At 46.4% G+C, this 24790-nt stretch carries 25 protein-coding genes and 1 riboswitch; of the genes, 21 read left to right on the top strand and 4 right to left on the bottom strand.

Features of this window, described 5'->3' with window-relative positions:
• The first annotated feature begins 45 nt into the window (after positions 1 to 45).
• Positions 46 to 216, top strand: a riboswitch (cobalamin riboswitch).
• A gap of 65 nt (positions 217 to 281) precedes the next feature.
• The 18 genes from QBE54_RS09170 to QBE54_RS09085 are packed head-to-tail and all read left to right on the top strand — an operon-like array spanning position 282 to position 17761.
• On the top strand, positions 282 to 1175 hold the full coding sequence (locus QBE54_RS09170) for a sirohydrochlorin cobaltochelatase (protein ID WP_369017889.1): 894 nt from the start codon (positions 282 to 284) through the stop codon (positions 1173 to 1175).
• A gap of 6 nt (positions 1176 to 1181) precedes the next feature.
• Positions 1182 to 2228, top strand: coding sequence for a FecCD family ABC transporter permease (locus QBE54_RS09165; RefSeq protein WP_369017888.1), 1047 nt, complete (start codon positions 1182 to 1184; stop codon positions 2226 to 2228).
• Positions 2218 to 2994 (top strand): ABC transporter ATP-binding protein, encoded by a 777-nt coding sequence (locus QBE54_RS09160; RefSeq protein WP_369017887.1) that lies wholly within the window; start codon positions 2218 to 2220, stop codon positions 2992 to 2994. The genes QBE54_RS09165 and QBE54_RS09160 overlap by 11 nt, the downstream gene beginning before the upstream one ends.
• Before the next feature lie 13 nt (positions 2995 to 3007).
• Positions 3008 to 4453, top strand: coding sequence for an ABC transporter substrate-binding protein (locus tag QBE54_RS09155; protein WP_369017886.1), 1446 nt, complete (start codon positions 3008 to 3010; stop codon positions 4451 to 4453).
• Entirely contained in the window at positions 4443 to 5066 is a 624-nt protein-coding gene (locus QBE54_RS09150) for a precorrin-8X methylmutase (RefSeq protein WP_369017885.1), read from the top strand. Before QBE54_RS09155 ends, QBE54_RS09150 begins: the two co-directional genes overlap by 11 nt.
• The gene (gene cbiD, locus QBE54_RS09145) at positions 5050 to 6144 is read left to right on the top strand and encodes a cobalt-precorrin-5B (C(1))-methyltransferase CbiD (RefSeq protein ID WP_369017884.1); all 1095 of its coding nucleotides are present in this window, start codon (positions 5050 to 5052) and stop codon (positions 6142 to 6144) included. The genes QBE54_RS09150 and cbiD overlap by 17 nt, the downstream gene beginning before the upstream one ends.
• Before the next feature lies 1 nt (position 6145).
• Complete coding sequence (cbiT, locus tag QBE54_RS09140) at positions 6146 to 7342, top strand: precorrin-6Y C5,15-methyltransferase (decarboxylating) subunit CbiT (protein WP_369017883.1); 1197 nt, start codon at positions 6146 to 6148, stop codon at positions 7340 to 7342.
• Positions 7335 to 8069 (top strand): precorrin-4 C(11)-methyltransferase, encoded by a 735-nt coding sequence (gene cobM / locus QBE54_RS09135; RefSeq protein ID WP_369017882.1) that lies wholly within the window; start codon positions 7335 to 7337, stop codon positions 8067 to 8069. Before cbiT ends, cobM begins: the two co-directional genes overlap by 8 nt.
• Positions 8066 to 9757 carry a cobalamin biosynthesis protein gene (locus QBE54_RS09130; protein WP_369017881.1) on the top strand — a complete coding sequence of 564 codons (1692 nt, stop codon included), beginning with the start codon at positions 8066 to 8068 and terminating at the stop codon, positions 9755 to 9757. The genes cobM and QBE54_RS09130 overlap by 4 nt, the downstream gene beginning before the upstream one ends.
• A complete protein-coding gene (locus tag QBE54_RS09125; protein WP_369017880.1) occupies positions 9754 to 10413 on the top strand; it encodes a precorrin-2 C(20)-methyltransferase in 660 nt (219 codons plus the stop codon). The genes QBE54_RS09130 and QBE54_RS09125 overlap by 4 nt, the downstream gene beginning before the upstream one ends.
• Positions 10414 to 10464: 51 nt before the next feature.
• Positions 10465 to 10971 (top strand): GNAT family N-acetyltransferase, encoded by a 507-nt coding sequence (locus QBE54_RS09120; protein ID WP_369017879.1) that lies wholly within the window; start codon positions 10465 to 10467, stop codon positions 10969 to 10971.
• On the top strand, positions 10949 to 11995 hold the full coding sequence (locus QBE54_RS09115; protein ID WP_369017878.1) for a M20 family metallopeptidase: 1047 nt from the start codon (positions 10949 to 10951) through the stop codon (positions 11993 to 11995). Before QBE54_RS09120 ends, QBE54_RS09115 begins: the two co-directional genes overlap by 23 nt.
• 48 nt (positions 11996 to 12043) lie before the next feature.
• Positions 12044 to 13045: an acyl-CoA dehydratase activase-related protein gene (locus QBE54_RS09110; protein WP_369017877.1), complete on the top strand. Its 1002-nt coding sequence runs from the start codon at positions 12044 to 12046 to the stop codon at positions 13043 to 13045.
• Positions 13011 to 14111 (top strand): acyl-CoA dehydratase activase-related protein, encoded by a 1101-nt coding sequence (locus QBE54_RS09105; protein WP_369017876.1) that lies wholly within the window; start codon positions 13011 to 13013, stop codon positions 14109 to 14111. The genes QBE54_RS09110 and QBE54_RS09105 overlap by 35 nt, the downstream gene beginning before the upstream one ends.
• Positions 14112 to 14113: 2 nt before the next feature.
• Entirely contained in the window at positions 14114 to 15154 is a 1041-nt protein-coding gene (locus tag QBE54_RS09100; RefSeq protein WP_369019429.1) for an acyl-CoA dehydratase activase, read from the top strand.
• Positions 15129 to 16070 (top strand): diguanylate cyclase, encoded by a 942-nt coding sequence (locus tag QBE54_RS09095; RefSeq protein WP_369017875.1) that lies wholly within the window; start codon positions 15129 to 15131, stop codon positions 16068 to 16070. The genes QBE54_RS09100 and QBE54_RS09095 overlap by 26 nt, the downstream gene beginning before the upstream one ends.
• 58 nt (positions 16071 to 16128) lie before the next feature.
• Positions 16129 to 16857 carry a hypothetical protein gene (locus QBE54_RS09090; RefSeq protein WP_369017874.1) on the top strand — a complete coding sequence of 243 codons (729 nt, stop codon included), beginning with the start codon at positions 16129 to 16131 and terminating at the stop codon, positions 16855 to 16857.
• Complete coding sequence (locus QBE54_RS09085) at positions 16850 to 17761, top strand: rhomboid family intramembrane serine protease (protein ID WP_369017873.1); 912 nt, start codon at positions 16850 to 16852, stop codon at positions 17759 to 17761. Before QBE54_RS09090 ends, QBE54_RS09085 begins: the two co-directional genes overlap by 8 nt.
• A gap of 73 nt (positions 17762 to 17834) precedes the next feature.
• Here the strand turns inward: QBE54_RS09085 and QBE54_RS09080 are convergent, their stop codons facing one another.
• The 4 genes from QBE54_RS09080 to QBE54_RS09065 are packed head-to-tail and all read right to left on the bottom strand — an operon-like array spanning position 17835 to position 21648.
• Positions 17835 to 19163 carry a hypothetical protein gene (locus QBE54_RS09080; protein WP_369017872.1) on the bottom strand — a complete coding sequence of 443 codons (1329 nt, stop codon included), beginning with the start codon at positions 19161 to 19163 and terminating at the stop codon, positions 17835 to 17837.
• Positions 19163 to 19984, bottom strand: coding sequence for an ABC transporter permease subunit (locus QBE54_RS09075; RefSeq protein ID WP_369017871.1), 822 nt, complete (start codon positions 19982 to 19984; stop codon positions 19163 to 19165). Before QBE54_RS09075 ends, QBE54_RS09080 begins: the two co-directional genes overlap by 1 nt.
• Before the next feature lie 3 nt (positions 19985 to 19987).
• Positions 19988 to 20704 carry a carboxypeptidase-like regulatory domain-containing protein gene (locus QBE54_RS09070; protein WP_369017870.1) on the bottom strand — a complete coding sequence of 239 codons (717 nt, stop codon included), beginning with the start codon at positions 20702 to 20704 and terminating at the stop codon, positions 19988 to 19990.
• Positions 20701 to 21648, bottom strand: a complete 948-nt coding sequence (locus QBE54_RS09065; RefSeq protein WP_369017869.1) for an ABC transporter ATP-binding protein — start codon at positions 21646 to 21648, stop codon at positions 20701 to 20703. Before QBE54_RS09065 ends, QBE54_RS09070 begins: the two co-directional genes overlap by 4 nt.
• Before the next feature lie 409 nt (positions 21649 to 22057).
• Between QBE54_RS09065 and mutM the strand changes: the two genes are divergently transcribed.
• The 3 genes from mutM (at position 22058) to QBE54_RS09050 (ending at position 24786) form a co-directional block, all read left to right on the top strand.
• On the top strand, positions 22058 to 22858 hold the full coding sequence (mutM, locus tag QBE54_RS09060; protein ID WP_369017868.1) for a bifunctional DNA-formamidopyrimidine glycosylase/DNA-(apurinic or apyrimidinic site) lyase: 801 nt from the start codon (positions 22058 to 22060) through the stop codon (positions 22856 to 22858).
• A gap of 5 nt (positions 22859 to 22863) precedes the next feature.
• Positions 22864 to 23631, top strand: a complete 768-nt coding sequence (locus tag QBE54_RS09055) for a ComF family protein (RefSeq protein WP_369017867.1) — start codon at positions 22864 to 22866, stop codon at positions 23629 to 23631.
• A 201-nt stretch (positions 23632 to 23832) separates the two neighbouring features.
• Positions 23833 to 24786, top strand: coding sequence for a sugar-binding transcriptional regulator (locus QBE54_RS09050; RefSeq protein WP_369017866.1), 954 nt, complete (start codon positions 23833 to 23835; stop codon positions 24784 to 24786).
• Positions 24787 to 24790: the final 4 nt, after the last annotated feature.

Here is a 24790-nt window from a genome sequence, read left to right as displayed (position 1 = left end):
TAGAAACCAACTTTGCTATAATATAGCGGAAAATTTTAAAAGTGAATAGTAGCGATTTTCTCAGGTGTTCGGGAAACCGGTGCAAATCCGGTGCGGACCCGCCGCTGTGAGAGGGAACGAAAGGTGCACAAAGCCACTGGCTGAAAAGCTGGGAAGGCGCACCGAGTAGGCTGAAGCCCTCAAGCCAGAAGACCGGCCTGAGAAACGAAGTTTTTTCGGCCTCTGCGAGGTTCAGAGGGCGAATTTTCGTTTTTTCAAAAACCATGAAAGGGGGAATTGGTATGTTCAGAAGGTCTCTGGTGATTGTTTTAAGTATTGTGCTGGTTTTGTGTTTGTTGGTTGGGGTAAGCTCTGGAATGTCCAGAGAAGATAAGAAAGCGTTGTTACTTGTTGCTTTTGGCACTTCTTATGAGGACGCTTCTTCCGCTATTAAGAATGTTTTTGAGCTTGCCAGGAAGGAGTTTCCAGGGCTGGAAGTGCGCCTTGCTTATGCTTCCTCTATGGTACGTAAAGCTCTTGAGAAAAAGGGACAGAAAATTGACAGTCCCGTTACCGCGCTGGCTAAACTTGCAGACGAAGGATTTAACAAAGTTGCGGTACAGCCTCTTTTCGTAATTCCAGGGATTACTTACGACTATGTAGCAAGCGTTTGCCAAGCTTTTTCTGCGATGAAAGATATATATGGGAGACCGGTTTTTGAAGAGCTTTATTTAGGAAGACCTCTACTGGAGCATCCCTCTGATTATGAAGAGGTTGTCCAGGCTTTGCGGGAAATATTTGCTCCAACCCTCTCTAAGGAAGGAACGGCGTTGGTTCTGATGGGTCATGGAAGCGAACATTCTGGAGGGGCTGCTTATTCTATGTTGTATCTCATGTTGCAGAAGGAATTCGGAGAAAATGTTTTCCTGGGTACAGTAGAGGGTTTCCCCTCTTTCGAAGATGTGGTAACGGAACTTGAAGCACAAAAGGTAAAGAAAGTAGTTCTTGCGCCTTTTATGCTGGTTGCTGGCGATCATGCTCTGAATGATTTGGCTGGAGAGCATAGCGATTCCTGGAAAGTGCAGCTTAAGCAGCGAGGTTTTTTGGTGTCAACCGTTTTAAAGGGATTGGGGGAATATGATGCTTTTGCCAGGATTTTTGTGGAACGCGCGAAAGAAGTCGTCGAAAAGCTCTAAAGCTTTATGTCTTACGTAGCAGGGCGTAGAAGACAGTTGCCAGGCAGGACCAGGCGAGAGTCTCTCGCCTGGTCCTGCATCCTCATTCTTGGGGCGGTTTTACTCTTTGGTGTTCTTTATTTTGTAGGCAAAGGTTTTGTGGAGGTTCCCTTAGTGGAGGTTTGGAAAATTATTTTGGGGAGAGATACCGCTCAGGAAATGTGGCATGATGTGGTGCTCTATATACGTTTGCCCCGTATTTTAGGTGCTCTTTTGATTGGATTGATTCTGGGTTGTGCAGGTTGTATCTTCCAGGCTTTACTTTTGAATCCCCTGGCCAGCCCCTACACTCTTGGGGTTTCTGGGGGAGCTGCTTTTGGGGGAGCCTGTGCACTGTATCTGGGATTGTCTAACCCTATTTTTCCTGCTTTTTTGGGCGGTCTTGCTTCGCTTTTGCTGGTTCTTTTTATGAGCGGGAGAAGGGGTAGTTTTCGAACTGAAAGTCTGGTTTTAGCGGGGATTATAGTGAGTTCAGTTTTTTCTGCGGGAGTAAGTTTCATGAAGCATCTTTTTGGTGAGGAAGTGGGAAGTCTGGTTTTTTGGCTAATGGGTACCCTGGTGGGTATTCACCTCAAAGAGGTGATGTGGCTTTGGCCTTTTGCAGTGGGAATAATTATGGTGGGTGTTTTTTCAGCCAAGGCGCTGGACGTTTTGTGTCTTGGGGAGAAAGTAGCCCGTCAATCTGGAGTGGCTACTGAGACTTTTCGCCTTTTGCTTTTGATCGTGGCTACTTTGGGCACTGCTGCAGCAGTGTCGGTAGGAGGCATAATTGCTTTTGTGGGTCTGGTGGTGCCCCATATTTTTCGAATCGCTTTTGGTCCGCTTCACCTTTATCTTTTGCCGCTTTCGGCTCTGGGAGGTGCGCTGTTACTTTTGGTTTCGGATAACCTTATTCGAGTTTATTTTGGAGTAGAGATACCGGTTGGTGTTTGGACTACGCTCATTGGTGGTCCCTTTTTCTTTTATCTTTTCATTAAACGAGTTTCCTGGCGTGAGGGACGAAGTGAAAGTTGAAGTGGAACTGCATAAGGTTTCTTTTTCATACGGGGAGGGATGGGTGTTTAAGGAAATTTCTCTACGCCTTACAGGAGGAGTTTTCTATGCTTTGCTCGGTCCCAATGGTTCGGGCAAAAGTACTTTGTTGTCTTTAATTTCTGGTCTCCTCGTGCCTCAAGAGGGAGAAGTTATACTTTGTGGGAAAAAGATGAGAAAGATATCTTTACGAGAAGTGGCTCGCCATGTGGCTCTGGTTCCTCAAGATTTTTTTGTACGTTTTCCTTACACGGTTTATTACACAGTTCTTACTGGTAGGTTTCCCTTTTCCTCGGGAAGGTGGGCCTACTCTGAGGAAGATCATCGTTTGACCAAACATTACCTTGATGAAGGGGGCATTCTCCATCTTGCAGATTCTCCGGTGACTGCTCTGAGCGGCGGAGAGTCTCAGAAGGTGGCCTTTGTGAGAGCTTTGGTGAGAGAAACACCGGTTCTTCTTCTGGATGAGCCGGTTTCCAACATCGATGTTGCTTCTACACTCAATTTTTTGAAGAAAGCTCGGCTTCTGGCTCAAGGGGGAAAACTGGTAGTAGCAGCTTTTCATGATCTAAATCTTGCTTCGCTTTTTGCCGATCAGATCATCTTTGTAAAAGGGGGGCAGGTGGAACTCTGGGAGGATAAAAGAGAAGCTCTGAGTCCTCAAAACATTCAGCGGATTTTTGGTATCGAGGTGGTACCTTACGAGAGCCCTGAAGGGGAACTATATCTTTTATACAGAGTGGAATAAGGGGGTGTGGTTGATGCGTCTGAAAAAGGTTGTTTTGTTGATTTCTGTTTTCTGGGTTGTCGTGTTTTGTATTTGCCAGGGAACCTGGGCCGAAGTATCCATTCGTGATTTCCGGGGGAAAGAGGTTGTTTTGGAGGAACCGGCGCATCGTATAATTTCGCTCTATACTGCTCATACCGAGAGCCTTTATTTTCTGGGTGCCCAAGAGAACCTGATAGCGGTTTCTACTTCCTGTGACTTTCCTCCTGAAGTGGCTCTCAAGAAAATCGTTGATTATCGCTCGGATCCAGAAAAAGCCATAGCGCTAAAACCTGATGCGGTTTTGGTGCGGGATTACGTTGTAACCAACTATCCTCGCTTTGTAGAGGCGTTAGAGGGGGTGGGTATTCCGGTCATCGATTTAAATCCCGAACACCTTGCCGATCTTGATGATTACTTTGCCGCGCTCGGAGCAATTACCGGTTTAAGCGGACAGGCCAGGGAGCTTTCCGAGAGTTTTCATCAGGAAATAACGAAAATTGTCGCCAAGATTAGCAATATCCCTCCAGAGCAAAGGAAGAAGGTGTTTTTCGAGAGTGTGGCTAAAGACTATAAAACGGTTACCCCAGGGACATTGGTTGATGAGTTGATTGCTTTGGCTGGTGGTATTAACGTTGCTTCTTCTGCACGACCGGTTAGATCAGGTTCTCGCATTGCTGCTTTTGGTATTGAGCGTCTTCTCAGTCTGGCTGACGAAATCGACGTTTATATTGCCCAGCGTGGGGTCATGAATCGGGTAACCAGAAAGAGTATTCTTGAGCGTCCAGAGTTGCGCTCTCTTCGTGCTGTCAAAGAAGGTAGGGTTTATGTAGTAGACGAGGCCATTGTCAGCAGACCTGGTCCTCGTCTTTCTTGGGGACTTGAGGAACTGGCCCGCATGCTTTATCCCGAGATTTTTGAAGATCTGAAGGAATTTGCTTTTCCTGAAGCGATTTCCCGAGCAGTAGCTGCTCAAGCCGTAGTTTGGGGCTTGGGAATACCTTTGTATGTGCCCACCAAGAAGGATTTTAAAACTGAGGGATATGTTGCCGGTAAATGTGAAGATCTTTCCTGGAGCGATTCCTTCAGTAGATACGTAGAGACCCTCATCCATACTGGAGCAGCGGTTCCCGAACAAAAGGAAGGAAAGTTTTTCTTTCATCCCGACCAACCACTTACCAGGGTGGAACTTGCCCGGTGGCTTTACATTCTTCTTGACTTTGAGGTAGAAAACGGGGACTTTCCCGTTTTGGTGGATATAAATTCTCTGAGCCGTGCCGATCAAACTGCAGTGTTAGTTACTGTCGCTTCAGGAATTTTTGATGGATTGATTTCCGGAAAACATTTTGAGCCTTACAGGCCGCTTACCGGAGAGGAGTTGGTTAAGATACTTGAAAGAGCCCGGGAAAAGGGAAGGAGAGGTTTTTTCTTTGAAAGGTAAAGAGATTGAAAAGAAAAGCTTTGCTTTAATAAACAAATTACTCGATTGTTACGCTCTTCCTGAGTACGGACGTTTTATTATCGAAAGAGTGGTGCATGCCAGTGCAGATTTTTCCTTGGCTTCTCTTTTGGTAGTTAAGCCGGGTTTTATAGAAAAGTTCCGGGAAGCCGTCGCAAAGCCAGGTTATACTGTTTTTTGTGATGTTTCCATGGTGTGTCATGGTATCTCGCCCTCTCTCATCAAGCGAAGTGGTATGATTCTCTGGGAAGCAGTACATAGCCTGGAATGTCGGCAACTCGCAGATAGGGCTGGTTCTACGCGTTCAGAAGCAGCGGTGGAGCTTGCTATAGCTAAGGGAATACGGGGGTTCGTTTTTGGTAACTCTCCTACAGGCTTGTTGCGCTTGGTTGATAGAATCAAGGCAGGTTATCCGGTGGATTGGGTGATAGGATGTCCGGTTGGTCTGATAATGGCTGCTCAGGCCAAAGAGGAGCTGCTTTCGCTCGAAGTACCTGCGGTGGTTTTACGTGGCCCTCGGGGAGGGAGTCCAATAGCAGCAAGTATTGTAAACGCCATGTTAGCCAGGATTTTTGGGGATGATGGAAGTGACTGAACCTTCAGAAAGGTTGTTTGCAGAGAGAAAAGAGTTGCGCAAAGGGCTGAGCACAGGCACTTATGCTGCCGCCTGTGCTAAGGCTGCAGCGCTTTTTTTGCTTGGTGAGCGACGGGAAAAAGTGAAAGTGTGGTTGCCGTGTGGTCAGGAGAGGGAGGTTGCGGCAACGGTGTGCCTAAAAGGAGATTACGCTGAAGCCTTAGCTGTGAAAAACGCGGGTGATGACCCCGATGTTACAAACGGTATCGAAATTGGGGCACGGGTGTGGTTGCGTAAAGGTAAGCAGAGTATATTTATTCGTGGGGGTGAGGGGGTAGGAGTAGCTACTAAGCCAGGCTTGAGAGTGAAAGTTGGGGAATGGGCTATTAATCCGGTTCCCCGACGTCAGATTGAAGTGAACTTAAAGGAAATTCTTCCATCGGATTTTTTTGCTGAGGTGGAAGTCTTTGTTCCCCGGGGCAGAGAGGTGGCCAAACACACCTATAACCCGATTCTGGGTATAGAAGGGGGTATTTCCATTCTGGGTACTACTGGTCTGGTTCTTCCCATGTCTCATCAAGCTTTTCAGGAGACCGTCTACTTGCATCTGAAACAGTGTTTCCTTTTGGGAAGAAAGAAAATCTGTCTGGTGCCTGGCAACTATGGGTACGCAAAAGCTCTGGAGCTGGGTTTTGCGAAAGAGGAAATTGTAAAAATCAGCAGCCTGGTAGGCTTTGCTCTGGAAACTTGTGCAGAATTTGGCGCCGAAAGGGTTTTTTTGGTGGGGCAGGTGGGCAAAATGGTGAAAATTGCTGGAGGTATTTTTGATACTCACCATTTGGTTGCCGATGCTCGGCGGGAAATTCTTTTTGCTCATCTGGTGCGAGCTGGATTGCCAGTTCCTTTCTGGAGTAAAGTTTGGGAAGCCCGTACTGCGGAGGAAGTGGCTTTGCACATCGCTTCCTGGGAAGGGGCGACTGAGTTTTGGCAATATCTGGCCAGAGAGATTTCTCATCGAGCTGAAGAAAGGGTTCAAAGAGCTTTTAGGGTGGAAAGCATCGTTTTCTCTCTTCATCTTGGCGTGCTGGGGAGAGGTTAAATTGGGCTGGATCACTGTGATTGGAGCTGGTCCTGGTGACCCTACTTTGCTAACTCTTCGGGCGTACGAATTGCTTCGGGAAGCGAAAGTGGTAGTGTGCAGAGAAGATCTTGCGCAGTGTTTTCCCGACTTGCAAACCGTAGTCCCTTTGCCGGGGAAGCTCTCAGAAATGTTACAGGTTCTTGAAGACCTACACAGAAAGTATTGCGAGGTAGTGTTGTTGCTTTCTGGAGATTCTACCCTGTTCAGTCTTATCAAGTATCTCCCTGAAGAGTGGGTTAAGGAAATTGTGCCGGGAATCAGCGTTCTTCAGTATTTTTGTGCTCGTTTAAGGATAGCCAGGGACCATCTTGCTTTGTTGAACCTCCATGCCAAGGAGGATTTTTCTGAGTTGCGCTTCGTGCTTGAGGAAGGCAGGGGGGGATTGGTTTTAAGCGGGGATTCAAGTAAGACCAGCAAGGTGCTCGCTTTAGTTCAGCGGGTGCGCCCTGGCTGTGAGGTGGTGGTGGGTGGTGATCTTTCTTTGCCTGGAGAAAAAATAATCAAGGGTAAACCTGAGGAGGTGAGAGAAAAGCTTGGTGGGAATCGTTTTCACGTGGTTTATTTTCCCTTTGTTTCTCCTTCGGGTATCACCTTTTTTGAAGACGAAGAATTTGTGAGAGAAAAGATACCTCTTACCAAGAAAGAGAACCGGATGCTTATTATTTCTATTTTAGAGCTCTCCCCTGGTATGCAGGTTCTTGAAGTGGGCAGTGGCTCGGGGGGAGTTACTGTGGAAATAGCCCGGCGCATTGGCGGAGGAACGGTTTTTGCTGTAGAGCGTGATGGGCGGGCACTTTTTTATTTGAGCAGCAATCTGGAGCGTTTTGGAATAAGTAATGTGCGATTAATAAGGGGAGAGGCTCCCCAGGCTATTCCTCGGGAGAATTTCCATAGGGTTTTCATAGGGGGTAGTGGAGGGCGTCTCGCTTCTATTATGGAGAGAGCTTTTCCTCTTCTGGTTGAGGGAGGTATTATGGCTTTTGTAGCGATAACCCTGGAAACCCTTGAAGAAGGAGTGCAGATTATGAAAAAAATGCCTTTTCGGGATTTTCAGATAGTTGAACAGAATGTTACTCGTTTTGAAGAAAGAGGGGGACGAAGAATGGCTCACTCTTTGAACAGCATTTTTTTGGTGTGGGGGAGAAAAGATGCCTAAAGTGTACTTTGTGGGAGCAGGACCTGGCGATCCAGAGTTGATCACCCTTAAAGGCAAAAAGTGTCTTGAAGAGGCGGATTGTGTTGTTTACACTGGTTCCCTTGTCAATCCAGCTGTTTTGGATTTTGCGCCTTCTTGCGCTACCTTGGTCGATAGCTCTTCGCTTTCGCTGGAGGAAATCGTTGGTTTTATGGTTTCTCAGGTAAAGGCAGGAAAGAAAGTGGTCAGGTTGCATTCAGGAGATCCCGCGCTATACGGAGCTATTAATGAGCAAATCCGGGAACTCGAGAAGCAAAGCATCGAGGTGGAGGTTGTACCAGGGGTTTCCTCGGTTTTTGCTGCTTCGGCGAGGTTAAAAAGAGAATATACTATTCCCGGGGTTTCGCAAACCCTCGTTATTACTCGCCTTGCTGGAAAGACACCGGTACCTGCCCGGGAAAGGTTGAGCAAGCTTGCTCAACATCAAAGTTCAATGGCCATTTTGCTGAGCACTTCCATGAGTAAGGCTTTGCAGGAAGAACTACTTTCTGCTTTTCCTCCTACTACTCCCTGCGCTGTTTTGTACCATGTGACCTGGCCTGATGAGCTGATATTGAGAGGGACTCTGGAAGAGTTGCATAGCATGATTTCAGAGCATGGTCTTCAAAGGAGTGCCATTGTTCTGGTGGGAGATTTTTTGTCATCGGAAGGAATGCGGTCCTACCTCTATAGTGGTGATCGCGGATGAAAGTTTTACTGGTTGAGGTTTTGGATAGCGACTTTCCTGGTAAAGAGATAAAGGAATTTCTGGAGAAAGAAAAAGGAGCTCAGGTGATAGTTGCCCGGTGTGAAGAGATCGGAAAGTTCTGGAATGCGGTGGACATTCTGGTTGTGGTAGGAAGCCTGGGCATTGCTGTGCGTTTGGTAGCTCCTTTTCTGAGGGATAAAAGGAGTGACCCCGGAGTACTGGTGGTGGATTCAAAAGGCAACTTCTGCATTGCTCTTTGTGGTGGCCACTGGCGGGGAGTTAACCCCTTAGCTCGATCGCTTGCCCATTTCATAGGAGCAGAGGCGGTGGTGACTACTGCTTCCAACGTGCGCGGCTTGTTTTCCCCGGAAGAAGTGGCATCACGGCTGGAAGGAACTCTGGAGGGCGAACGCGAAAGCTTGCTAAAGATATTGAGTCGTTTAGTTAGAGGAAATGAAGTAGATTTCTTTTTTGACTCGGCTTTTTCCCTCCCAGCTTTCCCTGGCTACTCTTTGAAGGAGTGGACCGGGAAACTCCCTGGGCAGGAGTTTTTGTTTTTTGGAGAGCGGATTTTGGCCGCAAAGGGCTGGGTGGCAATCAGGCCGCGCACCCTGGTTGTGAGCATTGGTTTTAGAAAAAGCGTTTCCGTTGAAAGGATAGAAGAAGCCATTCGAGATTTCTTCAAGCGGCATGCATATTCTATGGCTTCTATCAAAGAGTTGCTTACTTTAGAGCGCAAAAAAGAAGCTTTGTTGCCACTTGGAGAGAAACTGGGCGTTCCAGTGAAAGGAGTTTGTGAGGAAGAGCTACGGAGAGTTGAAGGGAATTTTAGCTCTCCCTGTGCCAAAAAGCACCTTAACATCCCGGGTTTGGTTGAGCCAGCTTTAATTCTTTCGGGGTGCGAAATTCTGGTGCCTAAAACCGTTTACCCAGGGATAACTTTAGCGCTGGGTAGAAAGAGCTGGTGCAGAAAAGGTTTGCTTTATCTGGTTAGTTTAGGAGCTGGGGGCAGCCCAAACCTTACTGTTCAGGCTCGGGAAGCCCTTGAGGATAGTGAATGGATTTTAGGTTACCGCAGGTATCTCGATTTGGTACCTCCGCATCTTGAAGGAAGGGTTGTGAGGAAATACTCGGCGATGGGTGAAGAAGTGAAGCGGGCTGAGCTGGCAGTTTCTTTGGCTGAGAAGGGCAATCGAGTTTCTCTGGTCAGCAGTGGTGACGTGGGCGTTTTTGGGATGGTTTCTCCTGCCTTAGAAATTGCTCTATCTCGAGGTGTTTCCTGGAAGATAATTCCCGGAGTAAGTGCCTGTCTTTATGTGGCTTCCAGGCTGGGTTCACCCTTGGTAGGTGGTTTTGCCGTGGTTAGCTTGAGCGACTACCTGGTGCCCTGGGATAGGATCAAAAAAGACCTGGAGCTTCTGGCGGCTACTGACCTGGCTGTGGCTGTTTACAACCTGGTGGAACGAGGAAAGGAAGAAAAAATAGCTTTTTTGAAATCGGTTTTTGCGAAATATCGAGGTTCTGGTGTTGCGGTAGGCCTGGTCAGAGCTTCAGGAGAGAAGACAGTGATGACTATCGAAGATCTTGAAGCCTCGCAGCTTGATATGCAGTGTACGCTTATTGTGGCACCTCCACATGCCCGGGTGGAAGGAGATGCTATTCTTGTAGAAAGGGGATATTCGCTGTGAAGTTGTGGGTAATTGGAGTGGGGCCAGGAGATCCTAAGCTGTTGACTCTGGCTGCTTTGGAAGTTTTACAAAAAGCGGAGCTGGTTTTTGCCCCTTTGATGGGTTCTGAAGCTTCAAGTAGAGCTTATCAGGTGGTAAAAGTTTTTCTTCCCGACCACTGTAAGGTGGTGCAGCTTTGCTTCGATGGGGATGAAAGAAAAATATCGCAGACAATTCTGGATGAGATAGCAAGGTATTCTTGCAAAGAAGCGGTGTTTTTGGTTCTTGGAGATCCCCTGCTGTATGGCTCTTTTTTCAAGTTGTTTCCAGAGATTCAAAAAAAAGCAGACCTGGAGATAAGGATAGTTCCGGGAATCAGTGCTTATCAGGCTATGGGTGCCCGCCTCGGTATACCTCTTGCTCAAGGAGATGAGGTGGTAAGTATTGTACCGGGAACTGTTTCTCTTGAGCGATTTAAAGCGTTGCTCGAGCTTTCAGATACTCTTCTCCTTTATAAGTTAGCTCTTTTCCTTAGGCGAGACTTCCTTGTCTCACAGGATTTTTGCAAAGGATGGATTGGAGAAAACCTCTCCACGGACAAAGAAAAGATTTACCCCCTGTCTGGAGACTCTCGTAATTTGCCCTACTTTTCGATGGCCATTTTAAAGAAGACCTGATTTGTGAGATAATAACTTGAAACACTCTTTTTGTTTGCTGGTGAGTGTTCGGTGGCTAAGGCGTTGGATGTAGAAATAAGAAGGCTTTCTCCGCTGGAATTTAAAGAGCGGTTGCCTGAGTTTGAGGCTATTTATCGGGATGCTTATTCTGACCTTTCTGAGTATCGCTATGACCGCCCCTCTCGCATCAGGCATTATTTGCAGTGGCTCTACCAGGGTGACCCCGAAGGTTTCTTGGTAGCTTTTGAAGGTGAGAAACCGGTGGGTTTCATTGGTGTACATAGCGAATGGGTAGAGGACGAGGAAGTCATTGGCGAGATTCACGAGTTTGTAGTGGAAGGCTCTGCTCAAGGAAAAGGGATAGGAAAGATACTTTTTGAAGAAGCTCTTCGCTATCTCTTGCAGAAAGGCCGAAAGAAGGTTGGTCTCTGGGTGGGTGAAAGGAACCAGCGAGCTATTGACTTTTATCTGCGCAATGGTTTCCGAAAGAAAGGGCAGTGGGGAAAGTGGGTGCGTATGGAGAGGGTGTTTGAAGATGCAGGCAATAGAAATCCTTGAGAAGCTATATCAGTTTTATTCACCAAGTGCTCAGGAACGGGACCTCCTTTCCTGGATAGCCGCTTTTCTTAAAGAAAGGGGTTTTGATGTTTTTTGGCAGGAGTATGACCCGGGGCGTTTCAACCTTTATGCTTTCCGGGGTGATACACCCTTTCTCTTAGCCACTCATGTTGATGTGTATTACGGTGGTCGCCCTAATCGGTTGCTTTTGAAAAACGGGTTTTTCTATGGTCCGGGAGTGGTGGACGTAAGGGGACAGATTGCGGCATTGCTTGATGTCGTTTCCAGGGTGGATGCGCCTTTTGCGTTGGCTTTTTTTTCCGAAGAAGAAACCAGCGGAGCTGGTTCCTGGCATTTTGAAGCCCATCGTGAGTTTCGAGGTGCGGTGGTGCTTGAACCTACCCAGCTCTCCATAGCCAATCTTTTGGCTGGAGATGTTGAAGTGCGTCTCACTCTTGAAGGACTGATTCGCCATGGTGCCTTTCAAAAGAGCGCAGTGAATCCGATTAGCTTTTCTTGCAAGCTACTTGCAAAGTGTGAGGAACTGGTTACAAGCTGGGGAAGCGATTCTCGATTTTGTCCTCCTCTTTCTCTCATGGTTGGCAAAATCGAAGGTGGAGAAACCAGTTATGTTGTTCCTGGAAACTGCGTTATAGAATGTTCTTTTCCTTTCGCACCACCACAAACACTGCAGGATGTTAAGCAGGAGATTGTTTTGTTGCTGGAGAGTAATGAGGTACATTTCGAAATTCTTGATGAAAACCCGGCTTTTGCCATTTCTGAGAAAGAGCCAGTGGTTTCTCTTCTCAAGAAGGCTTTTTGTAAAGCATTTGATAAAGAGCCAGTTTTTTCAGGTATGCCTTCATGGACGGATGCCACGTACCTGAACCTTAAAGGAATTCCAGCTGTGGTTTTCGGTGCTGGAGACCTGGCCCTGGCTCATTCTCCGCACGAGACGCTCAGTATCGAGGACCTTTCGAGTTTGGTGGAAGTGCTTTGTCAATTTGCACGGGAATACATATAATATAACGATGTTAATAAGATTAAATGGCGACAAGATGGAGCGTGCGCAATGAAGAAAGTAGGCCTTCCCAGAGGATTGTTGTTTTATCGATTTTACTTTTTGTGGAAGACTTTTCTGGAAGAGCTGGGCTTCGAAGTGGTGGTTTCGCCACCTACTAACAAGGAAGTTGTGCATTGGGGACTTACCAACAGCGTTGATGAGATTTGTTTTCCAGTTAAAGTTTTTCTGGGTCATGTTTTTTCTTTGATTGACCGGGTGGATTTTTTGTTTTTACCCAGAATGGTGAGCTTCCATAAAAACGAGTATAATTGCCCCAAAATTCTGGGACTCCCAGATATTGTTCGCAACCTGTTTCGGTATCCTGATGAAAATCTGCTGGATAGCGAAGTAAACATGCGGGATCGCGGAGTGCGAGGCTGGCTGCAAGGGTATCTGGAAATTGGGCGCAAACTGGGAAAGAGTGAACGAGAAACGATGCGTGCTCTTTCCCTGGCTGAAGAGAAGCACCGTTCTTTCAGGGAACAGGTTCGTTCTGGTTTACTTCCTGAAGTTCTCATCGACGGCAAAAAACCTTTTCCCTCTTTTCCAGAAAAGGTTCTTCTCCTCGGTCATCCCTATCTGGTTAGTGATAGCTACATCAATATGAACCTTGTGCAAAAGCTGGCTGACCTGGGTTTCTCGGTGTTTACTTCGGAAATGCTTCCTGAAAAAGATATTCGCAAAGCACTCAAGCTGGTGCCCAAAATCAGTTTCTGGACTATTTCCAATGAAATCCTGGGCACAGCTTTGCACTTTATCCGCAATCGTGGGGAAGGAGTTCAGGGTTTGATACATCTTGTTTCTTTCGAGTGTGGTCCGGATTCGCTGGTTGGGGAGGTAATTGAACGTGTCCTGAAAAGAGAAAGAGAAGAGTTGCCCTATTTGCGCCTGGAAATTGACGAACATACTGGAGAAGCAGGCGTGGTAACTCGTTTGGAAGCTTTTGTAGACATGATTCGATGGAGGCGAAGAGAGGTTGAAAGCAACTTTTCCTCACCTTTTGCATCTTGATGTGGCGCTGGGTTTTCTGTATTCTTCGCTGGGTATCGATGTAGTGTATCCACCACCCATCACAAAAAAGACGATTGATATCGGTGTTAAGCTGGCTCCGCAAAATGCCTGTTTTCCTCTGAAAGTCACTCTGGGTAATTTTATAGAAAGCATTGAAAAGGGAGCAGATACCCTTTTTATGGCAGGGGGGGTAGGTCCTTGCCGTTTCGGCTACTATGCCCAGATTCAAAGAATAATCCTTGAAGACCTGGGTTATCAAGTGCGCTTTGTGCTTCTGGACCACCCTCGTTATGGCTGGATACCCTTTCTGCAAGCTCTGAGAGCGATGAGTGGCAGAGTACTCTCGCCCCTGAGGCTTAAACGAACTGTGTCGCTGGCCTGGAAGATACTCCGTTTCACAGAAGATCTTGAAGCTCAGCGTAGGGCTCTCCGTTGCCGGGTGGTCGATAAAGACCTTCTGGATAATGTTATTGATGGCGCCATTGACCGCCTGCGTTCTGTGAGCAGCGAAGCTGAATTTGAACGCATCAAAAGGGAAGCTGAGGAGGCAATCAATGCCCTGGAATTACATGAAGCACAAAAACTTCTCCGAGTAGGCATTGTAGGGGAAGTGTATGTAGCTCAGGAAAAAAGAATTAATTTCAACGTTGAAAAGTTGCTGGGAGATCTGGGCGTTTATGTTCACAATTCGGTTTCCACGGTGGAATACGTTCTGCATACGTTGCCCTTTACCAAATCTAAAGAGAAGCTTGAAGCCTGGCAGATGGCCAAACCTTATCTGCGACGATTTGTGGGAGGAGAGGGCATAGATAGTGTGGGAAGTACCATTCGATATGCAAAACAGGGTTTTGACGGAGTGGTGCATCTCTACCCTTTTACCTGCATGCCAGAGATTGTTGCCAAAAGCGTTCTTACCAGAGTGAAAGAAGATTTTAATCTCCCTATTCTGCACCTGGCTATAGATGAGCATTCTGGAGAAGCAGGTTTGATTACCCGTGTAGAAGCCTTTGTAGATGTTCTGGAACGAAGGAAAATGAATAGCAAGGAAAAAGTGGAGGTCTGGTGAAAGTGGAACTTTATCTGGGTGTGGATGTTGGTTCGGTAACCACTAAGTTTGTACTTATGGATGCCAGAAAAAATATTGTAGCCAGCTGTTATTTGAAGACCAGTGGTGACCCCATTGCGGCGCTTAAAGAGGGTTTGAAGTACATTAAAGCGCATTTTCCTCCTCAGGGAGAGATAAAAGCGGTAGGTACGACGGGCAGTGCTCGTCACCTGGCTGGTGTGGTGGTGGGAGCGGATATCATCAAAAATGAAATAACGGCTCATGCAGTTGCCGCTTTGACCAGGGTTCCTGAAGTTAGAACTGTTTTTGAAATTGGGGGTCAGGATTCCAAGCTGATCATTATCAGAGATGGCGTGGTGGAAGACTTTGCAATGAACACCATATGTGCAGCGGGCACTGGGTCTTTCCTGGAGCACCAGGCAGTACGTCTGAATATACCAATTGAAGAGTTTGGGAAGCTTGCCTTACAGGCCAAGCAGGCGGTAAGAATTGCGGGAAGGTGTACAGTGTTTGCTGAATCGGACATGATTCATAAGCAGCAGTTAGGATTTGGAAAGGCAGAGATTATCAAAGGTTTGTGTGAGGCTCTGGTGCGCAACTTTATGAACAACTTAGCTACCGGTAAACGAATTGAAGACCCCATTGTCTTTCAGGGTGGTGTGGCTGCAAACCAGGGCATTGTGCAGGCATTTCGAGATTTCTTTGGAGGAAAGAAAAAAATCATCGTTCCTCCTGAACACGGAGTAATGGGGGCTTGGGGCGCGGCAATATTGGCTATGGAATATGCTCCAGCGCGGACTGCCTTTCAGGGGTTTGAGGTTATCGAAAAAAGCTTTAAGAACTTCAGCTTTAACTGTCTGGATTGTCCTAATTCCTGCGAAGTTGTGGTGCTGGAAGAAGAGGGTGAAGTTAAAGCCCTTTGGGGTTCACGGTGTGGTAAATGGACACCTCGGTCGGTGACTCAAAAATTTAAAGAAGACCTTTCTTTTGTCCTGGAGCGAGAAGTTGCCTTCTCAGATGAGACCCAAAGTTCTGGTCGTTGACGATTCGCAATCCATTCGCTGGATGATTAAGGACTTTCTGGAAGAGCGGGGCTTTGAAGTGCATACCCTGGAGCAGGGGGAGGATGTATTCAACGTTGAGGATCTTGCTTCGTATCACGTCTTAATCCTGGATATCGTTCTTCCCGGCATCGACGGGTTAACGGTGTGTCGGAAGTTGCGAGAAAAAAAAGAGTTTGCCAATCTTCCTATACTGTTCATTACCTCGCTGGATAACAAAGAAGAGCGCATCAGATTTTTCGAGGTTGGGGGCAATGATTACTTGCTCAAGCCACTTGATATGAGAGAATTACTTGCCCGAGTTGAGGTTCATGCTAAAGTAGCGCTTTATACCAGGGAGCTGGAAGAGAAAAACAAGGCGCTTGAGGAGCTCAACCAGAGGTTACAGAGAATTGCCCTGTTTGATACCTTGACTGGCCTTCCCAATCGTCGTTTTTTTGATCAAGAACTGGAAAAGTGGGAGAACAACTACCTTCGCTACGGTGTCTATTATGCGATTTTAATGGCAGATCTTGACCGCTTCAAGCAATATAATGATTCTTTTGGGCATCCAGAAGGAGACCGCTTGCTGCATCGGTTGGGGCAGGTATTAAGTGAGAAAGTGCGCAAGGGGGATTTTGTGGCTCGGTTTGGCGGAGAGGAATTTGTAGCTTTGTGTGCTTTTACCCAACATGAGGAAGTAGTGCTGGTAGCCGAAAGATTGCGTCAAGCAGTGGAAGAGCTACAAATCGAGCATCCCGGTAATTCCCCTTATGGGGTGGTTACAGTTTCCTGTGGGGTGTGTGGTAGGGAACGAGCCAAAAACCGTTTTGATGCTTTGCGTAAGGCAGACATGGCTCTTTACCGGGCTAAAGAAGCGGGTCGCAATCGGGTGATTTGCTGGCTGGATGAAGATTAGTCCAAAATACTCTATAATGGTGTATATTCTGTAAGCCTTTAATAAGGAGGGAAGAAGGATGGCTCTTTCTCAGTTTATGGAGGAAGATCGGGTAAGTACTGCCATGGCGATTCTTGCTGTTTTGTTTGTTATCCTTGCGGTGATTTTTGCTTTGAGTGCTGCAGCTTATGCGGTTTCTGGGGGAATAGGTGGGGCTTTCGCGTCAATGGGCATGGTGGCGTTATTCGGTATTCTGGGGGCAATATTCCAGTTAATAGTTCTCTACCAATGGTCAAAAGCCATCAACACCAACGTCAAGAATTCTCAGCAGTTTCTCTCCAACATCAAAGAACATGCTGAAGACCCGCTGCGGGGAGAGGTTGGTTTCATTCTGGGCAGGCTGGAAGAGCTCATGGTGCCTGTTTGGCCTTTCTGGGTATATATCGTTTTGTATCTGGTGGCTCTGTTTGTAGGATGGTTTGCGTTCCTTTTGAATTTAATCGGGTTCATTTTTCTGGCTGTATATCTTTCTCATATTTTCAAAACCACCAATCGCCTTTCCGACATCAAGGATAAATTCTACAACTACCTCCGTGGTAGGGGAAAAATTACTGCTCAGATAGAGATTTACCGTATTCCTCGACGCAACATTGTTTTGTTCATCGTGCTTAGTGTTATCACTTTCGCTGTCTACTGGCTCTACCTTCTGGTCAAGCTGAGCTTTGAAATCAACCATTATCTTGATAGCGATGCCCAGGCCAGGAAACAACTGGAGGAGGTTTTAGCGGCTTCGGGAAGCAATGGTTAATTACCTGATTCTCTTTAATTTTATCTTTTTTCTGGCCACGATTTTAAGTGGTGGTTTTACAGTTTCCAATCTTTTGCGATTGGGGGCCAAATACGGCCCCCTTATCGCTTATGGAGAATGGCAGCGGCTGGTTATTTGCATATTTTTGCATGGGAATTTGTGGCATTTGCTTTTCAATTCTTATGCCCTTTATCAATTGGGACACCTGGTGGAGGGAATTTTTGGGCAAAGGAAATTTTTGGGGATTTATTTTCTCTGTGGCTTGAGTGGAAGTGTTTTTTCTTATTTTCTGAATTATCAGCAAGTGGGTGTTGGTGCAAGTGGAGCGATATTTGGTCTGGCAGGTGCTCTTTTTGCAGGGGGGATGAAACACCGCAACACTCCTTTAAACCGCCTGGCCCTGAACATCTTGCCGTTCATAATTATTAACCTGGTGATTGGTTTGGCGGTGCCCACCATAGACAATGCTGCACACATAGGTGGCCTTCTGTGTGGCATGTTGCTTGGCTGGCTGCTTCCAGTAGGTGTTTCCTGGCGAAGGTGGCAGAAAACTGTAGAAGAGATTGCATACTGGTTGACTATCCTTTTTGTGGGCTTCAGCTTTCTTTCCTTTTTTACACCCTTTTTTGGTTGGCGGACTACTGCTTCTCTTGACGATGTGGTAGTTTTTCACAATGCTTTTCAGGGTTTTCTTTTGAGAATCGAAAACGGTCAGCAAGTCAGACCAGAGGAAGTTTCCCGTCTGGTTGCTCCGGATGGGAGGGCTCGCTCTTTGCAAGAGAAGCTACTCCGTTTCCTTTCAGGAAGTGGTGGTATTGCCCTGTGGCAGGAGATAAGGTCTGAATTTCTTGAATGGCGGGAGGATGTTCTAAAAAGATACCGGGGACTGATTTATGAGCGCTAAAACTTTTCTGTTGGTTTGAGGTTGCTGCACACTTCATCAAGTAAGGGGTGGCGGAAAGCCACCCCCTGAATGGTTAGCGTTCCACCCTTCGAAGCCTGGAGAGGGTAACCACTGCACCAATCACCAGAGGGAAAACAGCGATGGGATAAAGGTATACGTGATTTTCTTTTTTAAGCATGCGAATGGTTCTTTCGCTTTTGGGTAGTGGTTCTCCTTTTTCGGCATCAACCATTTGAATCGTGTAGTCGGTTTTGGCTAAATTTTCCGAAAGCGATATTTTGTAACCTTCGAAGGTGGGCTGGTAACCTTGTTTTTTGAGTTCTTCATCATAAGGGAGTATTTCATAACCGAGCTCGGGTCCAGGTACCTGCTTTACAAAGTAAGGCGCCCTTTCCACTTTTTGTATAATTTCTTCCCCTTTTCCGAATAGAAGATAGGCGTTTTTCACTTCTTCGGTGTGGACCCACTTGAAGCGTTCTATTCTACCAATGTTTTGTGGGTCCTGAAGTTTGTTGTGATAAAGCTCGTTGTATTCTTCCTGGTAAAAGGGCTTAAAGTAGAGGTTGTTTTTCCCTACCGCATGAATAATCCAGGAAGGATCATCACAATTTTCCTCTTTGGTCCAGCGATTACCAGGTATTATCTCGTAACCGATGCCTCCTTTACGCCGGCTTTCAAAGACTACCACTTTCTTTTCGCTGCCCTCAAAGATGGTTCCATCTTCGAGCACCAGGCGGATTTGGTAATGGCCTGGAGGAAGCTTGATTATGAAAGCTTCTTGGGGTTCTGTGGCGTAGAACTTAACAAATTCGGGAGGTTGAGGTTCTTTGGGAATGGGGATATCGAGTGGCCCAGTTTCGCCCTGTTCTCTTCTGCGACGCACTTCTTCGAAAAATTCGTTTAGCTTTTTGCGGTATTCAGTCATTTTCTGGTAATACTCTTTTAGCTTCTGATTGAATTCTTCTACGGCATCCTTGTATTTCTGGTAGTAGGTGTCCGCTTCGTCGTCGAGGCAAATAATCGTTTTTTCGGACCAGTATCCTTCAGGATAGTAGAAAGAGTACTTGCGCTTTTCCAAAGTTTGGATGACTTTGCCGTCTTTCAGAATTTCTATTTTTCCCGGCACATCTTCGTTCAAGGTACTGAAGCCCGCCATGTATCTGCGGGTTATCGGCCAATAATAGACAATGGTTTTTCGAGGATTTACGACGTTTTCCTGGTTGGCAATGAAGTAGAGTGTATCCTCACTCTGGGGGCAAAAGCTTTTGCTAAAGGTTGCACCGTTGAAAGAAGCAAGAGAGTAAACCAATTGCTCGCGGAAAGCCGGGGGCTGAGCAAAAGCGCTGCCTCCTAAGGCGATTGCCAGCAGTAAAACGAATGGGATCAGTTTTTGCCAGTTCATTAAGCTTTAACCCCCCTTTTCTTCATGGAGTAGATAGAGAGTATCAGGAAAATTATGGAGTAGATAACACAATAGATAATGTTCTGAAGGTACAGAGCCGTGCTTTCCAGAACAATGGAATCCAAACCCCGGCTCAAGAAAGCAAATGGCGATATCCAGTTAATGGCTCTAAAGACAAAGTGCAGTGTTTGTCGGAGGTAAAGCATGGGGACAGAGAGTGCTTCTTTCTCAAAACCAAGCAGTGTGTTATAGGCAAGCTGTACGGCCAGAAAGGCTCCCAAAATGGCAACCAGCGCCAGCACCGAGCTTCTGATACGGCCGGTGAGGGAGGAGATAAACAGGCCAAAACTTACTACACAGGCAATGAGAAATATGCCCATAATCAGGGCTTTAATGAGCCCTGTGGTAAAACCCAGGTTGGTGAAAGCACTGACCAGATAGAAGTAACAGGCGGTAAAACCCAGTGAAATGATTCCCAGGAACAGGTCTTTCAGAAATTTACTGGCCAGAAAGCTTCCTGCAGTAACCGGTCCGTAAAAAAGCACCTCAAGTGTTCCCTGTTCTCTTTCTCTGGAAATGGAAATAGCCGATACGATGACCAGGTACAGAGAAATAATGATTATGGTGATGTAGAGAGGATAGTTAAGAGGGTAAGCAGAAACCAGTATGTCTTCTTCGTTGATGCTGGTCAAGAAATTTTTGAGAATGAACGAAGAAGCAAAGAAGGAGACAAAGAGCATTGCATAGTAGCCGAAGCTATAGAGAGTATACAAAAGGTCTCTTTTGAAAAGGACTCTTACCACTTTTCCCCTTCGAGACATTATTTATTCCTCCTCCCTAAAGAGCTGCACGTCTTCGATGACGTCTTCAAAATCTCCCTGGGGTGTATGAAGAACCAGCTCCATGATGCCGTATTTTTCCTTTTCAGGGTCGATGGATAGTTTGTCCCAGGGGATAATACCTTTGTTTTTAGCCAAATATGCTTTAGAATCCCAGAAAAGCTCAACTGGGCCTTCGTAAATAAGTCTTCCCCGGCTGTAGTTATCTTCATCGCCTTCTCGCACATACAGCTTAACCTCAAGATTTATGGGCATACCAGGGAATTCGGATATGCCTATCCCCTTGGAATCTTTGTAACGCACTTCAATTTGAACACCTCGTTCCACCGGGTCTGAGAAACAAATAATTCCAGCCAGGTCGGGGATTTCTTTGCCCTTCATGACCAGGTCCAGCCGATTTTTACCCCGCTTAATCACTACTTCCTGAGAAATGGGGAAGTAGTACGGTGATTCAGCTTTTAGCACGTGTTTTCCGGGAGGAAGTTTGGTGAAGCTGTAATAGGTGTCTCGGAAGATGAGATTGGTTTTTCCGGCGATGGTGATTCGTAATCGGGGCACGTAATCTTTGGAGTACTCATCGATAACTGTACCTTCCAGTATGCCGTAGTTGACTCGGAGCGAGAAGTAGGAAGCAATCAGCAGGACAGCGACCAAGCCTCCAATGGTGGCTAAAAGAACAAGTCTTCTTTTTTTCCCTTTCATTGCTGTGCCTCCCCTCGGGTAAGGAGTGATATGTTGTGCTGAGTTATGGTGATGAAGGCTTCTTCGAGACTCATTTCTTTAAGAGTCATGGATAGGATGAAAAATCCTTTCTCAAAAATAGTTTTGGAAAGCTCAAGTCGGTAATCGCGGTCTGTGCTAAGCGCAATTTCTAAGCGATTGTTTTCTATGGATACCGAGCGTACCCAAGGGAAAGACTGAAGAACTGGTTGCAATTCGGTAGCTTCCCTGTCGAGTTCTACTTGAAGGTGCATGGCGTCAGAAAGTTTTCTTTTTATATTGTCCATGGTGTCTTCGGCAAGGAGTTTCCCCTTGTTGATGATAGCCACCTTTTTGCAGAGCTTCTCCACTTCAGAAAGAAGATGGGAAGAGATGAAAACAGTCCTTCCCGCCCGATTTTCTTCCTCAATAAGGTCTCGAATTTGCTTGATACTGGTGGGGTCCAGGTTGGCTACCGGTTCATCAAGGATTAAAAGTTCTGGATCGTGGAGCAGGGCTCTGACAAAGGCAAGCTTTTGCTGCATACCTTTGGAATACGCTCCCAGCTTTTTGTTTTTGTCACCCTGCAATCCCACCGCTTCCATGAGGGTGTCTATTCTTTTCTGGGCGTTGGGTACTTCGTAAAGCTCTGCAAAAAACTCAAGGTATTCCTGGGCAGTCATTTCCTTGTAAAAGTACTGGTTTTCAGAAACCACGCCGATGCGTCTTTTAACATCGATGTTGCCCTCTTTTAATTCTTCACCAAGAAGGTAAATTTTGCCGCTTGTGGGTGGAATAATGCCCAAAAGCATCATGATGGTGGTAGTCTTACCTGCTCCGTTGGGTCCTAAAAAACCATAGATGTCGCCTTTTTCTACCTGTAAGTTAAGATTATCCACCGCTTTGAAGCCGTCATATTCTTTACAGAGGTCAATGGTCTGGATCATGTGGTTTCACCCTTACCCCCCTTCTTTAAGATAGCCAAATAGAGAGAGACAGCAATACTCGAAGAATATTATTGCGGATTTTCTGAAAAAGTTCCAGAAGTAGCTGAAAAAGGGGTTTTTTCTTTTGAGGTAGGGGTACTTGATTTTTGGAAGGTTTCGTGTTATTTTTCCTTGAGTTTTACTCACCCGGGGAGCTCCCCAGGTGAAGAGAAAAATTTAGCGAGCTCCCCAGGCCCCCTCCTCAGGAGCTTGAAAAATTAAATTGACATCTATATTATAAGGTTTTTTTCAAGGATTGGACAAGCTTTGAAGGACTTTTTGATTTCCGTTTTTTGAAGAAAATTGGCAAGGGAACTGTCACACTGGTAAAGAAGTGGCGCGATGTGTTGCTTTTTTGAAGGGATTGTCTATGCCTGAGCTTCCTGAGGTTGAAGTTGTACGCAGAGAGCTTTTGCAATGGGTCAAAGGCAGGGAAATACTGGGTGTTGAGAGCCTGGATCCTAAGTTTGTTTTACCCTCGGAAAGAGTTGAAAAGAAAGTGATCCAGGATGTTTTGCGCAAGGGAAAATTTCTCTTTTTTCAGCTTGACGATGGTAACTGGATTCTTTCTCACCTGGGAATGACTGGTCGCTTTGTATTTTCTCAGCAAAAGATTACCTCACCCTATCTTAGGTTTGTTTTTTGCTTTCACGGGAACTGGCTTTTCTACCTGGATACCAGAAGATTTGGTCGCCTGCAATACTTGACTTCTCAGGAACAGAAAGTTTTCTGGGAAAAGATAGGTATAGACCCTCTTTCTTCCGAATTTACTCTGGAGAACTTCTTGAAGCTCTTTGAAGGCAAGAAGACTCAGGTCAAAAGTTTTCTTATGGACCAGCATTATGTGGCGGGTCTGGGCAATATATATGTGAACGAGATTCTTTTTCGGTCCGGGATTCACCCTCGAACTCCGGTGTCGACGCTTTCTACAAGTCAAAAAGAAAGACTTTTTGTAACCATCCTTGAGGTTCTAAAAAAGGCTATAGCACTTCAGGGTACCACCATTCGGGATTTCAGCCATGGTGAGGGTGAAGAGGGTGGATTTCAGGAGTTTCTACTGGTTTACGGGAAGGCCAACTGTCCTGTTTGTGGTCGGGAAATAAAACGGGAGAAAATCCAATCCCGAAGCACTTTTTTCTGTTCTTTTTGCCAGAGAACTCAGTGTGACTGACCGTTTTGGAGGAGTCAAACATAAAGCGCATTGATTTTGTAACCTGGAGACACCGAAAAAGCTCTCTTTGGGAAGGTTTGCTCGATTTTCTGTTTCCACAGCACTGCGTGGTCTGCGGGCATTATGTTCCCGAAGGAGGATTCCCACTCTGTAATTCCTGTTTAGAGAGAGTTAAGTTGCTTGGGGATTCCATATGCAGTGTTTGCGGGCGACCCCTGGATAGCACCCAGAGTCGAATATGCCGGTACTGCCGCCATAAAAGTTTTTCTTTTGCCTGCGCCCGTTCGGTGGCCCTATACGAAACTCCTCTCAAAGAGTGCATTCACGCTTTTAAGTATCGAGGCATTACCACCCTGCTTCCTTTTCTGGGAAACCTTATGCTGGAATATCTCGAGCGCAACCCTTTTTTACGGAAAGTAGATGGAATCGTGGCTGTTCCACTGCACAGAAGCCGTTTACGAGAGCGAGGCTTTAATCAGTCTCTGTTGCTTGCTCGCTACGTGGCAGAGGGGTTTAACCTACCAGTTCTCTCTGGCGTGCGGCGAGTGAAATCTACCCTGCCTCAGGTTGGCCTTTCCCACAAAGAGCGGGAGAAAAATCTCAAGAACGCCTTTTGCGTGGTGCGTCCCCACGACCTGGTTGATAAGGAGATTTTGATTGTCGATGATGTGTTTACATCAGGAGCCACGGTGGAGAGCCTGGCGAGAACTCTTTTGAAAGCGGGAAGCAAAAGAGTGATGGTTTTAACCTGTGCTACTTCTTCGCTCACCTGAAAGTTATCAACGTGACCCAACTTTTTATACTGCCTGGGTAGTCAACGCTACTTTTTGAGGGAGTTCGAATTGCCTCTGCCTGAGTTCGGGTTATTGGAATACTAATTCAGGCTATAAATAATTTGTCATTAGGAGAACCTGGACGAATTCTCTTAACGTGGTATAATTGAATTAAAATTCATTTTTTGAATATTCATTCCAATGAAAATCAGCGAGCTTTCTTTGGAAGAAGTGGAATTGATTACCCGAGTGGCCTGGTTGCATTATATGGAAGGCCTTACTCAACGTGAGATTGCTCAACAGCTAAGCCTTTCCCAGCCCAAGGTTGCTCGCTTGCTCGACAAAGCCCAGAAGATAGGCATTGTGCGCTTTGCCATCGAATCTCCTTTTGGGAATTGTTTGCGTGTGGAAAGGGAAATATGCAAGCGCTTCTCTTTGCAGGATGCAATGGTGGTTCCCTGTCTTCCTCAAAATGACGTCTTTGAAGTTCTGGGTAAGGCGGGAGCTTGGTACTTGGAGCGGGTGCTCCGTGATGGTGACCTGGTGGGCATTGCCTGGGGAAGAACCTTAAAGCAGGTTGCTCTTTCTGTGAAAAATGCCAAAGTGAAGAACCTTAAGTTTGTCACCCTGGTAGGTGGACTTACGGCTTCTGCTTCCCTCAATCCCTACACCATTGGTGAACGTCTGGCTTCCATTTTTGATGGAGAATGCTATTACCTCTATGCACCGGCAGTGGTGGAAAACAAGGAGATACGGGACTTTTACCTCAACGAGCGCATCAACCAAAAAACCCTGGAGCTTGCTCGAAAAGCGAAATGGTCTTTAGTAGGCATTGGGGCAGTGGATGCCCGCCATTCTATTTACGCCCTTACCGGGTTTATTGAGTATCAGGAATTGGAGCTTCTGCGTCAGCGAGGTGCAGTGGGCGATATCGTGGGTCAGTTCTACGACCGGAATGGCCAAATTCTGGACACTCCCTTGCATGATCGTACTGTAGCTTTGCCTCTTTCTGACCTCCGTTCCATGCAGAATGTGATTGGGATAGCTGGAGGACTGAACAAAGTGCCCGCCATTCTGGGGGCTTTAAGGGGGGGTTTCGTGAAAATATTGATTACTGATGAGCGCACTGCTTGGGAGATTTTGAACGCTTCCTGAAAGG

This window comes from Thermatribacter velox (genome assembly GCF_038396615.1).
Classification (GTDB): Bacteria; Atribacterota; Atribacteria; order Atribacterales; family Thermatribacteraceae; genus Thermatribacter; species Thermatribacter velox.
This window is presented reverse-complemented; position numbering and strand designations above follow the sequence as displayed.